13 protein-coding genes are annotated in these 13147 nt (G+C 39.7%); 7 read left to right on the top strand and 6 right to left on the bottom strand.

Going from position 1 to position 13147, the window contains the following annotated elements; all coding sequences use genetic code 11:
* Window positions 1-142: 142 nt before the first annotated feature.
* Complete coding sequence (locus tag ABDW32_RS20785; protein ID WP_343565756.1) at window positions 143-829, top strand: Bax inhibitor-1 family protein; 687 nt, start codon at window positions 143-145, stop codon at window positions 827-829.
* Between the two features lie 79 nt (window positions 830-908).
* On the opposite strand, the gene ABDW32_RS20780 is transcribed toward ABDW32_RS20785, so the two are convergent.
* The 5 genes from ABDW32_RS20780 to ABDW32_RS20760 all read right to left on the bottom strand — a co-directional run bounded on the left by ABDW32_RS20780 (window position 909) and on the right by ABDW32_RS20760 (window position 5147).
* Entirely contained in the window at window positions 909-1421 is a 513-nt protein-coding gene (locus ABDW32_RS20780) for an SRPBCC family protein (protein ID WP_343565755.1), read from the bottom strand.
* 204 nt (window positions 1422-1625) lie between these two features.
* Entirely contained in the window at window positions 1626-2066 is a 441-nt protein-coding gene (locus tag ABDW32_RS20775; protein WP_343565754.1) for a carboxymuconolactone decarboxylase family protein, read from the bottom strand.
* Window positions 2067-2196: 130 nt separating this feature from the next.
* Window positions 2197-2562 carry a VOC family protein gene (locus tag ABDW32_RS20770; RefSeq protein ID WP_343565753.1) on the bottom strand — a complete coding sequence of 122 codons (366 nt, stop codon included), beginning with the start codon at window positions 2560-2562 and terminating at the stop codon, window positions 2197-2199.
* 117 nt (window positions 2563-2679) lie between these two features.
* Window positions 2680-3711, bottom strand: coding sequence for a glutaminase A (gene glsA, locus ABDW32_RS20765; protein WP_343565752.1), 1032 nt, complete (start codon window positions 3709-3711; stop codon window positions 2680-2682).
* Window positions 3712-3758: 47 nt separating this feature from the next.
* Window positions 3759-5147: a family 10 glycosylhydrolase gene (locus ABDW32_RS20760; protein WP_343565751.1), complete on the bottom strand. Its 1389-nt coding sequence runs from the start codon at window positions 5145-5147 to the stop codon at window positions 3759-3761.
* A gap of 309 nt (window positions 5148-5456) precedes the next feature.
* Between ABDW32_RS20760 and ABDW32_RS20755 the strand changes: the two genes are divergently transcribed.
* The 6 genes from ABDW32_RS20755 (at window position 5457) to ABDW32_RS20730 (ending at window position 12563) form a co-directional block, all read left to right on the top strand.
* Entirely contained in the window at window positions 5457-6620 is a 1164-nt protein-coding gene (locus ABDW32_RS20755) for a porin (RefSeq protein WP_343565750.1), read from the top strand.
* 20 nt (window positions 6621-6640) lie between these two features.
* The gene (locus tag ABDW32_RS20750) at window positions 6641-8071 is read left to right on the top strand and encodes an anion permease (protein WP_343565749.1); all 1431 of its coding nucleotides are present in this window, start codon (window positions 6641-6643) and stop codon (window positions 8069-8071) included.
* Window positions 8044-8739 (top strand): succinate dehydrogenase cytochrome b subunit, encoded by a 696-nt coding sequence (locus tag ABDW32_RS20745; protein WP_343565748.1) that lies wholly within the window; start codon window positions 8044-8046, stop codon window positions 8737-8739. Before ABDW32_RS20750 ends, ABDW32_RS20745 begins: the two co-directional genes overlap by 28 nt.
* Before the next feature lie 10 nt (window positions 8740-8749).
* The gene (locus tag ABDW32_RS20740; protein WP_343565747.1) at window positions 8750-10666 is read left to right on the top strand and encodes a fumarate reductase/succinate dehydrogenase flavoprotein subunit; all 1917 of its coding nucleotides are present in this window, start codon (window positions 8750-8752) and stop codon (window positions 10664-10666) included.
* Window positions 10667-10677: 11 nt separating this feature from the next.
* Window positions 10678-11427 (top strand): succinate dehydrogenase/fumarate reductase iron-sulfur subunit, encoded by a 750-nt coding sequence (locus ABDW32_RS20735; RefSeq protein ID WP_343565746.1) that lies wholly within the window; start codon window positions 10678-10680, stop codon window positions 11425-11427.
* 188 nt (window positions 11428-11615) lie between these two features.
* Window positions 11616-12563 (top strand): polysaccharide deacetylase family protein, encoded by a 948-nt coding sequence (locus ABDW32_RS20730; RefSeq protein ID WP_343565745.1) that lies wholly within the window; start codon window positions 11616-11618, stop codon window positions 12561-12563.
* A 35-nt stretch (window positions 12564-12598) separates the two neighbouring features.
* Here the strand turns inward: ABDW32_RS20730 and ABDW32_RS20725 are convergent, their stop codons facing one another.
* Window positions 12599-13138, bottom strand: coding sequence for an N-acetyltransferase (locus ABDW32_RS20725; RefSeq protein WP_343565744.1), 540 nt, complete (start codon window positions 13136-13138; stop codon window positions 12599-12601).
* Window positions 13139-13147: the final 9 nt, after the last annotated feature.

The raw sequence follows: 13147 nt of genomic DNA, 5'->3' as shown, positions 1-13147 counted from the left end.
TTGAACGGACCCTGCCAGGCGGGGTCCTCTTTTTTAGTAATAATGTGCTGTAATTCGAGAGGTTCGGTATAAATTATTTCTTGTGAAAATGGAATTAATGCTTATTTTTAATCTATATTAGTATATTTTATTTAACTGTTTTATGGAATCACAAGAATATTTACTCGTCAATGATGAGGCTGAAAGAGGCGTTTTTTATAAAAAAACGTATCTACACGTTGCCCTTTCTATTTTGGCATTTATCATTTTAGAAGCCTTATTGATAAAATTAGTTCCATATGATCTTATTGTATGGATGGTCAGTGGGAAGTTTATTTGGTTGTTTCTTCTCGGATGTTTCTGGTTGGGAGCTTCATTGTCTTCTCGATGGACATTAGCGCAGAGCCGCAAAACCCAGTATTTTGGATTGGCATTTTACATTGTATTGGAAGCGATTATTTTCCTACCTATGATTTTTATTGCTGCTTCATTGACCGATGGTGCAGGTATGCTTTATCAGGCAAGTATAATGACGCTGGCCTTGTTTACAGCACTTACTGCAGTTGCTTTTATGTCAAACAAGGATTTCTCATTTTTGAAAAATATTCTTGTTATTGGTGGCTTCCTGGCATTAGGAGCCATTGTTGCGGGTGCATTATTTGGATTTCAATTGGGACTTTGGTTTTCTATCATCATGGTGTTGATTGCTTCAGGAAGCATTTTGTACCAAACGCAAAATCTGAAATATAATTATGGTAATGAACAATATGTGGGAGCGGCATTACAGCTATTTTCTTCTATCATGTTGCTGTTTTGGTATATTTTACGTATTCTGATGAGTCGTCGTTAATTCGATTCATTTTTTGAAAAGAAGGTATTTAAAGATTATTTTGATTAAGCTTTAAATACCTTTTTTATGATGTATGAAGCTATTTCAAGATATCTTTTAAGTTTTTGAGCCCCTGATCAAAATCCTTATTCATATTCATAAATAGGCCCATTAGATTCCAGGGATAAGGTGATTTGCCCGTAATTCCCCAGGTCACAGCTGTCTGATTGGGCGATATTTCCTTCAACGTAAAATATCCTTTTGACGGTTCGCCAAATCCAAAATCGAGCGACGTTTCGATAGTCTCCCCATCTACGATCCGTGTAATGGTCTGTGAACCCTTGCCTACTTTCTCACCATCCCAGCTGTATTTAAATCCAACCTGACCATCGGTACCCTGCTCGGATTTCTTCATCTGTGGATCGGAAAGTTGCCATACCCCAAAGTGATCTTGATTTTTGAGCATTCTCACGTAGTTGAAAACCTCCTGCTTGGGTTTGTTAATGATAATCTCACTTTTAGCAGCAAAATCCTTAGGGACAAAAAGAGCTACAATTAAAGGGATGGCGATGAGAATAGCCAATCCGATTAGAATTTTTTTAAGAATTTTCATTTTTTGAGTTTAATTGGTTTGATAAACTTTTTTCAGATTAAAGATAGTTGATTAATGTGATTTGTGGTATGATAGATCTAAGATTTTATCGACTGGTTATTTTAAACGAAAACAGGGCCATTCACGCTAGACTGACCCTATTGTTCTATATTCCCTGTCGGGAATGGTTGACTTTGCATCCTATCGGATATGTCCACGGTTTACCTACTTTAACAATTCCAAATGTGTGCTTATGCCAATTCTATTCCAGGCATTGATTGTAATAATTGCTATAATGATCTGTGCAATCTGTTTTTCGTCAAATAGTTTCTTTGCTTTTTGATAGGTCTGCTCCGTCAAGCCCTGTTGATGAATTAGCGTAATCTCTTCCGTCATTTCTAATAAAACCTGTTCTTCGATACTAAATAATACGGTCTCGCGCCAGGCATTCAGCAGGAATATACGCTGTGGCGTTTCGCCATATTTTAATGCGTCTTTGGTATGCATATCAAGGCAAAAGGCACATCCATTAATCTGGGATGCTCTTATCTTAATAAGCTCTTTCTGGATAGGGGTTAGAAAGGTATTAGCAAGGTAGGTTTCTAAACCCATCATCGCCTTATAAGCTGTTGCATCTACTTTTGCAATATTTAATCGTGTTTTCATTGTTTTTATATTTTGATATTACAAAATTGTAGGAAAGAATGGATAATAAACTTAAACTGGTTTAAGAAAGCACATCTCAGATTAACATCTGTTATATTTACGCAACGCATTTAGTCAGGGATGGAGCTCCTTATTCTGAAATAATCAGGTAGTAATTGTCAGGATCGCGCAGGATAAATTGATTTCTTAATGAGTTTTCATTGTAGTGAATTTCCTTTTCGAACATCGCATCGAGTTTGGTTGCATTTTCAAACACCATTTGGAGATTATCTACTCGGAAGAATAGGATCAAGCCATTTCCAGCATTTTTGGGATGGAGCATGGTCGGATGTGCGTGTTCACCCCATTTGTGAAGGCATAAAATTACATTGTTGTCAGCTGTTAGAATTTCAAAAGTCTCGCCACCGTGTTCGCTGGTACAACCAAGCAAATCCTGGTAAAAGGCGGAGCTTTTTGAAACACTTTCTACAGCAATTATTGTTTCTGTTCTTACCATTGGTTTATTTTTGGTATTTTAATTTGTTCCTAGGCCTGCATATAGCTATGCAGACTTAGGAATTAACAAGCAAAACAGGGATTCGGTTTTACAAACGATTTGAAGAGATTTGATCCGTTAATCAAATAGGCTCATATGTTTGGCCCTCACCAGATCTAGGATAATATGGTAACCCGCAAGTGAGTTGCCGTGTTGGTCTAAAGCTGGACTGAATGCGCCTATTCCCATATTACCGGGAACACTGACAGTGATTCCTCCACCGACACCAGATTTACTAGGCAGCCCAACCGTACGGGCATATTCACCACTGAATTCGTACATGCCGGCAATCAGCATTTGTGACTGAATAAGTTGTGACAGATTAGCATCTTGAAATTGCTTGTTTCCATCATAACGGACGCAGTGATTGGCAAAAAAATAACCTATTTTGGCAAGATCTTCCACTGTGATTTCGATGGAACATTGTTTAAAGTAATTATTGAGTTTTTCTTCCCCTTCGCCATCAATTAACCCATTGTTTCGCATAATGTAGAACATACCGCGATTCCTATGACCTGTCTCTCTTTCTGAGTGATATACCGCATGGCTATAATCTATCTGCTTATTGTTTGTAATGAAACGTATCATTTTAAGAATTTTAGCAAAGGGTTCCTCACCATTTCCTTTAATAAGGGCTGTGGTCAGTATAGCACCTGCATTCATCATGGGGTTAAGCGGTTTACCCATTGTTTCTAAATTGCCAAAGTGATTGAAGGGTTTGTCGGTTCCAAAATATCCCATTTTCTCAAAAACAGCTTTTTCACCATTCTCCTGTACCGCAATCATCAGCGCTATTATTTTTGAAATACTTTGGATCGTAAATTTTTGATGTATATCTCCGGCACTGACAATGGTGCCATCGTGATTTACAACCGAAAGTGCAATGGATTGTGCATTTGCTTTGCCCAGTTCCGGAATGTAGTCTGCTACTTTACCCAGTTTAAAGTATTGACTATTCTTTTCAAGAATGCTATTTAGTGTTGCTTGATCTATTGTTTTTACCTCCTTTACCGTTGCAGTGTGTGTAGTCTGCTGTGCCTGGCATACGTCTATTCCCCCTGTGTGGTATAGGATAAGTAAAGCTGTTATCAAACCAAAAGTTCTATTCATGTCTTCAATCTATTAAGAAAGCCCAAAGATAGGAAAGTATCGATACTTTAGCTGTTCGCAGGCGCAGGATCAACATTCCAACCCGAAAGTATATCGCCATAGAAAAAGAAGGTTACATAAAAACTTTTGTTACTAACCTTATCTTTTACGAGATATTTTTTTGTGACATCGTATGCGTCAACTTGCTTATATTTAGATAGTACCACGGCGTTTGCTGTCGAATTTTCCGCTTTTACCATATCTTGAATTTTTTGGGTGATCAATTTCATAATACCGGCTTTCTTAAAAGGGTCATTTTCTACCTTATTGGACGAATTACGAGGTAAGTTTCCATTGTTTTTTTCTTTTTTGGATTTAGCTGCTATCGTATAGGCTCTGAAGCGCTCTTTGATCTTTGGATCCTGAAGGCTGTGGATCGTAAAAATAGAGATCCCTTGAGCACCATTGTTTAAAGCTTCATCCATATCGACAAACATTTCATCATTGTTTTTAGCCATCAATCCGCAGTACAAAGTGGTATTCGCAGCCTTATCTCTCACGTTTTCTATGGTACAATCTTTTATAAAGCTTGGGTCTTCGGTGTAGAAGTTGCTATAGACCATAGGGAATACAATGTCCAGCTTCCATTTACCCCAATCTTGACGAACCATTCTCGAAGCCATTTTTGGTGTAGGAAAAGGAGAGGCGGCCATAGTCTTTCCATGGCTGTGGACAACATCAGCAATCATATTGGCGATGTCAGTGATCTGGTCACAACGAAACTGTCTCCATTTTAGATCTTTTGAAGGGTCCTTTTGCGCCCTGGGATCATAACCATATTGTTTTTTGAATTTTTCTATGGCAATCGGGTGATATCCATAATCCCATGCTGGATATTCGCGGTCTTGAACGATATTATACTTTGGCCACAAGGTGGTTGGCAGTACAACATCCACATAGCGGTTGTAGTCTATTGATATACCATCTAGCCCTTCAACTTCGCAATAGGACTGGATTTTTTGTTTAATATATTCTTTAACTCCTGGTACAACAGGTGACAGGAATTTATAATAACCAACATATGCAGTGGTATCAGCCAGACTTTTACCATTTCTATTGACACTAAACCAGTCCGGATGTTCTTTTAGGATCTTATCCCGGTCATGTTCCAGGTTCATCGTCCATAGCCAAGCGATCACCTGTATTCCATATTTCTTTGCGATAGGAATGGCGATTCTATATTCATCCGGACTAGCTGCATTTAGCATAACCCCATCAATACCCAGGTAATTCATTTCACGGCAGATGGAATCAAAATTTGTTGTTAGATTATAATCAAGCCAAGTCCAAAACATGGCCGTCTTTTCTCGCTCCGCTGCTTTGGAAACAGGAACGAAAAACCCATAAATAATTAGTATTAGGCAAACACAGCATTTTCTGATTGGTTGTTCTTTCATGTGATTTATTGATTCTAAATTTATCTAAATTTTGTTGTTCGAATGTTTAGTATTGGTTTCAATCTTGAAATTTTACTCATTCAAAAATTGAAATCTGAATATATCCAACCGTGAAAATACACAAAAACGTGGAATTTTATCAAATTGACCGCTGTTTGGGCAAACTTTCTTTTAGATACAAAATTTTTTAAAAAAAATAAAACCATCTTTCAGCTAATATGTTATTAAAGCGAGAATAATTTTGAATAGATCATTTATTGACGGTGAAAAGTGTGCTAGGCTACTGGCAAATAGTTAATTATTTTAGATATGAGGAAACTCTACATTCCAGTTTCTGTGTTATACATACTCTTTTGTACGACTGTAAAAGGACAAGAATCCGCTCCAGTTCAACAGGCGAAGCGGGACACTGTACAGCAACCTAAAGAAGAAACTTATCCTAAACTTCAAATAAAGGGGCTTTTTCAGGCGCGATACCTTGTAAGCGCAAATAAAGATGTTGATGTCAACGGACTCCACCATAGTGATGGCTCTGGAACGGACAATAATTTTATGGTGAAATATATGCGGGTGCAGATGCGTGCGCAGATTAGTAAGCGAACTGAAGTCGCCGTCCTGGCCAATCTAGCTGATTTTAAAAGTGATCCAAAGACAAAAGTTCTTGAAAATGCGTATTTAAAATATACGTTTAGCCCTAAACTCGCCATTACCGTTGGACAGTTTCGACCTTGGTTTGGTATTGAGGAAACTTATCCCATCGATATTATTAAATCCTTGGATTGGTCAAATCAATACCTTGAATTTGGAAAATTAGGCTGGGCGAGTTTTCAGATCGGAATGGCTGCAACAGGGGAGGTTAATTTAGGTGATATGCCATTTAGCTATTCTTTTTCTATTGTCAATGGAAATGGTAAAAACCAGGTCGTTGATAATGACAATGGAAAACAATATTCAACGCGCTTGGTATTTGGATTGTCAAAAAAATATGGGGTCAATCTTGGGCTGAATGGCGGTGTGGGTGAGGTCATGAAAAAGCAAGTACATGCGCTGGGGGTAGATCTGAGCGGAAACGTAGATTTTGGGAAACGCTGGAACTTGGATATGCAGCTGGAAGCAAAACAGGCTATCAATCATAACTTATATTATGCGTTGGATGAGAGTTCGCGTGCTTCAAAATTAAGTGACTATCTGGTTCGAGGCATCTATTTCCTCCCGAATTTAAGGTATGAAGTCAACTATTTTAACCTCAGTGCATTTGAGCTTTCCTGTCGTTATGAGTATATCGATCCGAATTATAAGTTAAATGCAAATGCAAGGCAAACTTTTACGCCAATGTTTGGTCTGGAGTTTTTAAAAAATTATGGCGCCCGGATACAGCTTGGCCTCCAACTTGATCGCTATAAGAAGCAGACTCAGAATACCAATGAGTACAATAAAAACTTATTTATCGTACAAGTACAAAGTAGATTCTAATCTTTTAAACCTCCATTATTATGAAAGAAATTAGTATCAAAAATGTTGCCATCACCTTTATTGTTGCGCTCATTTTGTGGTTTATTCCAGTTCCTAAAGGCGTTAGCCCTGAAGCTTGGCATTTATTCGCCATATTCGCAGCGACCATACTTGGGATCATTCTGAAGGCCGCGCCGATGGGTACCATGTGCATGATGGCGATCGCATTTACAGCACTGACACAGGTATTGGCTCCTGGAGATGCAGGGAAATCTATTACGAAAGCGTTGACCGGCTTTGGGGATAAAGTTATTTGGTTGATAGGGATATCATTTTTTATAGCACGGGGGTTTATCAAAACGGGCTTAGGTAATCGTATTGCATTTCTTTTTATTCGGGTTTTTGGAAAAAGTTCGCTTGGACTGGCTTATGGCTTGGGTTTGGCTGACGTGTGCCTGGCTCCCGCGATACCTAGTAACACGGCCAGGGGCGGTGGTATCATTTACCCAATTATGAAATCTATGGCCATCAGTTTTGATTCTGTTCCTGACAAACCTGAAACGCATCGAAAGTTAGGTTCCTATCTGACATTGAATAGTTACTACATGAATTTAATTGCGTCCTCCATGTTTCTAACCGGAACAGCGAGCAACCCAATGTGTCAAAAGTTTGCTGCCAATCTTGGGATCGATATTACGTGGATGTCTTGGGCTATTGCAGGGTTTATACCAGGCATCGTTGCCTTTTTTGTTGTTCCGCTTGTGTTGTATAAACTATATCCACCTGAACTAAAAAAGACGGGTGATGCACCCAAAATGGCAGCGGAAAAATTAAAAGAAATGGGACCGATATCCAGAAACGAATGGTTGATGTTATTGGCGTTTTTTATACTTTTGGCGCTTTGGATTTTCGGAGGCTCACTTTCGATTGATGCGACAACTACTGCATTTATCGGTTTGACTTTGCTTTTATTGACATCGGTACTAACCTGGGAGGATGTAAAAGCAGAGAAGGGCGCTTGGGATACCATTGTTTGGTTTGCCGTTTTAGTGATGATGGCCAGTTCGCTGAATGAACTTGGGTTTATAGGCTGGTTTAGTGATTTGATCAAAGAACAGATTGGTGGATTGAGTTGGCAGTTTGCATTCCCTGTCATTGTTTTGGTATATTTCTTTAGCCATTACATTTTTGCGAGCGCTACAGCCCACGTTGCCGCAATGTATGCTGCATTACTCGGCGTGGGTGTATCGCTAGGTATCCCGCCCATGCTATTGGCTATGATGCTTGGTTTTCTGGGCTCCATATATGGTGTGTTAACGCATTATGGCCATGGCCCAGCACCGGTATTCTTTGGTAGCGGTTATGTTGATCTTAAGTCCTGGTGGTTGCGTGGTCTGGAAATCGGGATCGTCCTGCTGGTTATTTATATGGGGGTGGGTGGCTTATGGATGAAAGTTATTGGTTATTATTAAATAAAAGGCTTATGCTATCGACTTTATCAAAGAAAATACTTATGTGCATAACGGGGTTATTTCTCGCTTTCTTTTTATTTATCCATTTTCTGGGCAATTTGCAGTTATTTTTACCTCAGGAGCAGGCACATTTACAGTTTAATGCCTATTCACACTTTCTCTCTGGAAATATCTTGATTAAAATTGTTTCGTATGTCCTTTATCTGAGTATTATACTGCATGCGATCGATGGATTGGTCATCACGATAAAGAATAAAAAGTCAGGCGGGAGCTATCAGTCTGACCATCGTGGGCGGGCAAGCAAATGGTATTCCCGAAATATGGGAATTCTGGGTACGCTTATTCTAATATTTTTGGTGATTCATTTCCAGAATTTCTGGTATGTATATAAGTTTGGCGCTCCGCCGCTGGATGCAAAGGGAAATAGGGACCTCTATATATTGGTTATTGCGGTGTTCCAACAATGGTGGTATGTGCTTATTTATGTTTTGTCCATGGTGGCATTATGCTATCATCTTATCCATGGAATTCATAGCGCCGTGCGGACATTAGGGCTCTATCATCCAAAATTTGTCCATTGGGTTAGAGTAATTGGTATTACATATTCCATCATCATCAGCGTAGGTTTTGCATTCATGCCAATCTATATCTTTTATACTGTTAACTAAAGGTGAAGACATGACTTTAAACTCGAAAATACCAGCGGGGCCCTTGGAGCAAAAATGGACACGCTATAAAAAAACTGCAAAGCTTGTCAATCCCGCCAATCGGAAAAAATTAGATATCATTGTTGTGGGGACGGGCCTGGCGGGAAGTTCAGTAGCTGCATCCCTTGGCGAAATGGGCTATCAGGTCAAATCATTCTGTTTTCAGGACAGTCCCCGAAGAGCCCATTCTGTAGCAGCCCAAGGTGGTGTCAATGCTGCCAAAAATTATAAGAATGACGGCGATAGCGTCTATCGGATGTTTGTGGATACTTTAAAAGGAGGTGATTTTCGTGCGCGTGAAGCAAATGTCTACCGAATGGCTGAATGTTCGTTGAATTTGATAGATCAGGCGGTCGCACAGGGGATTCCCTTTGGACGTGAATATGGGGGATATCTGAATAACCGTTCTTTTGGTGGTGTTCAGGTAAGCCGAACATTCTATGCACGAGGACAGACCGGACAGCAGCTGCTCTTGGGAGCTTATCAGGCTCTGATGCGGCAGGTCGGGAAAAAGACTGTTCAGCTATTTTCCCGTCACGAGATGTTGGATGTTGTTGTGATCGATGGGAAAGCGCGTGGTGTTATTGTCCGCAATTTAGATACAGGAGAAATTGAACGACATGCAGCACACGCTGTTATACTTGCAACTGGTGGATATGGCAAAATCTATTATCTATCTACCCTGGCAATGGGTTGTAACGGATCGGCAATTTGGCGGGCACATAAAAAAGGGGCATTGATGGCATCTCCAAGCTGGATTCAGGTTCATCCGACCTCTTTACCGCAATCAGGGGATTATCAATCCAAGCTGACGTTGATGTCAGAATCCTTACGTAATGATGGTCGCATTTGGGTTCCATTAAAACAGGATGAAAACAGAGCGGCCAATGATATCCCAGAAGAAGATCGAGATTATTACCTCGAACGTCGATATCCCGCGTTCGGGAATCTTGCACCTCGGGATATATCCTCTAGAGCGGCCAAGGAGCGGATTGATGCCGGTTTTGGTATCGGTCCTTTGAAAAATGCGGTTTACCTTGACTTTGCGAAAGCAATCAAGGAGCAGGGGAAGCAAAAAATTGAAGAGAAGTATGGTAATCTTTTTGATATGTACCATAAAATAACGGGCTATGATGCATATTCCGAACCGATGATGATCTCACCTTCGGCCCATTTTTCGATGGGTGGTCTTTGGGTTGATTATGAACTGATGACAACATTACCGGGGTTATTTGCGCTTGGTGAAGCTAATTTTGCCGATCATGGAGCTAATCGCTTAGGGGCAAATTCGTTGCTTCAGGCTTCGGTAGACGGCTATTTTATTGCCCCATATACCATCGCCAATTATTTGTCGGACGAAATCCACACTGGAAAGATTTCCACAGATCATGTGGAGTTTGAAAAGGCGGAATTAGTGGTTAAAAAGCAAATAGAAGAGTTGTTGCAAATCAAAGGCAGTAAGACTGTCGATCATTTTCATAAGCTACTTGGAAAGCTACTGTACGACTACTGTGGCCTAGCCCGGAACGAACAGGGACTTAAATTTGCAATAACAGAAATCAAGCAACTTAAACAGGAATTTTATCGTGATGTTATGGTTAGCGGGCAAGCAAATTCATTAAATACCGAATTGGAGAAAGCCGGACGTGTTGCAGATTATTTTGAAATCGGTGAATTGATGTGCTATGATGCATTGACCCGCGAGGAATCCTGTGGTGCCCATTTTAGGGAGGAATACCAAACAGCAGATGGAGAAGCGATGCGGAATGATGCTGAATTTCAATTTATCTCTGCCTGGGCCTGGAAAGGAGCGGGAGAAGAACCAGAATTGATCAAAGAACCACTGACTTTTGAAGAGGTACAGCCAACGGAGAGAAGCTACAAATAAAATGAACAATTATGAATCTACATCTTAAAATCTGGCGGCAAAAAAATAATCAAACAGCAGGAAAATTGGTAGCCTATGACCTACAGGGGCTCAATCCACATATGTCATTTCTTGAAATGCTGGATACCTTAAATGAAAAGCTCATTGTGAACGGAGAGGAGCCTGTTGAATTTGACCATGATTGTAGGGAAGGAATTTGTGGACAATGCGGTGTAATGATTAACGGTATTGCGCACGGCCCGCTGAAACATACAACAACTTGTCAGTTGCATTTGCGTTCGTTCAACGATAATGATACTATTGTGATAGAACCTTTCCGTTCGTCCGCGTTCCCGGTGAAAAAAGATCTTAAAGTGGATAGATCCGCTTTTGATCGAATTATTTCGCAGGGAGGCTTTGTATCTATCAATACTGGTCAGGCTCCGGATGCCACGGTTATTCCCATTTCCCATGAGCTCGCTGAAGAAGCATTTGATTCTGCCGCTTGTATCGGGTGTGGTGCTTGCGTTGCTACCTGTAAAAATGGGAGTGCAGCGCTATTTACTTCGGCAAAGATTACGCATATGGCCTTACTACCGCAGGGGAAGGAGGAAAGAAATCAACGTGTGCTCGACATGGTTAAGCAAATGGATGCAGAATCTTTTGGACACTGTTCCAATACGGAAGCATGTGAGGTTGAATGTCCGCAGGGGATCTCTGTCCTAAATATTGCCAGGATGAACTTTGAATATAATAGGGCTTTGATTTTTAAAAAGAAATAGACTGTTTCAACATTTTGGTAGATGTATCAAATAACTAAATGTGATATTAAACCTCTTAAACAAATACTTTGATTATTTTTGTAGCTATTTATCCCGGAAAACAGGGATTTATAAAATATTATACTTTTTAAGTTGGTTTTTATAGTATTTTTGAAAAGTAAAAAATCACTTAAGTTATTAGGATAGATATGAAGTGTAGAAGGCTATTGGTTGCATTGTTCACGTGTAGTGTGATCTTGGGTAATGTGTCGTGCAAAGATTTCTCCAATAAAGTATTGGGTAGTGACAAAGAAGGCGGGAGGGATACTTTAAATGAAAAGTTAATTCAAAAGGAAAAAGTTCCTGTTCTTTTGAATAAGTGGGATTCTCTTCAAAAAAATCAACTACATTTTACAGTCGATAGCTTACATCCTATCTCCGTAAAGCAACAAAAACGTAACTTGAAAGACTCCTTGCGGAGAGCCTTTGATGCTTATCCCAAACATATCTATTTGACATTTGACGATGGACCTTTGATCGGAAGTGCGGCGATAGACTCTTTGGCAAAGGAGAAAAATATAAAAGTTAGTGTTTTCCTGATCGGTAAGCATGCAAACATGAGCAAGGGGAGAAAACGGGATCTTCAGAAGTATGAAAGTAATCCTTTAATCGCCTGCTATAATCATAGCTATACACATGCAAATAATCAATATTCACGATTTTATAACAATGCTGAAAAAGCCTACGCCGATTTTGAAAAAAATGAACAGGACCTCAATCTCAAGCACAAAATTGTTAGGCTTCCTGGCAGAAATATCTGGATGTATGATGATATCAGGAAAATAGATTTGAAAAATGGTTCTACAACGGCTGATATGCTTCATAAAAATGGTTATCGTATTTTCGGCTGGGATGTGGAATGGCGTTTGAATAGTGTTACCGGTAACCCGATTGTGAGTCAGGAAGCGACTTTATCCCATATACGTAACTTTATGAACAATAAAAGTTCAATGGTACCCAATAATGTGGTGTTTTTAATGCACGATGACATGTTTCAGACTAAAAAAGGGCAACAACAATTATCTTCATTGATCGATGCACTTAAAAGTGATGGGTACCAATTCGAGTTTATGCAGGATTATCCCATTAAATATTAAATAAGAAAAGGCTTGGCTGGTACATATGGTCAACCCTAGGTTATACCAAACTCTTTTGGATAGACAACCATTCCCTTGACTCCAACGAGAGCCTTCGGAAGGAGTTCGATAATCATACAATTTTCATCCGGAACGTCAAATGGCATTTTGATACCATATTTGACCATTTGCACATAACCATATCTCGGATAATAATCTGCGTGCCCCAATAAGATAATAGATCCGAAGCCGAGTTGCCTTGCAATCCGATGAGCTTCGTTAATGAGTTTGCCTCCAATCCCTTTTCCTTGAAAATCAGGTAGTACTGCAATTGGGGCCAAAGCAAGGGAAGAATGTGCCTTCTTATTTTCTTCATCGACGATTTTGATCTTTGTAACTAATATATAGCCCAAAGGTCTATTATTGATCTCCGCAATCAGTGCGAGCTCAGGTATAAATCCAGTCGATTGACGGAGTTTTTCTACGAGAAATTGCTCTTGATGATCAGTATGCTCAGCATGTTCGAATGCTTTCCGTATAAGTTCAAAAACGGTTTCATAGTCTTCTGGACTTTCTTGTCTAATATGTGTTTTCATTTTTGTAGG

This window comes from Sphingobacterium sp. (assembly GCF_039596235.1).
Lineage (GTDB): Bacteria > Bacteroidota > Bacteroidia > Sphingobacteriales > Sphingobacteriaceae > Sphingobacterium.
The sequence above is the reverse complement of the archived record's forward strand: the minus strand, read 5'-3'. Positions and strand labels throughout refer to the sequence as shown.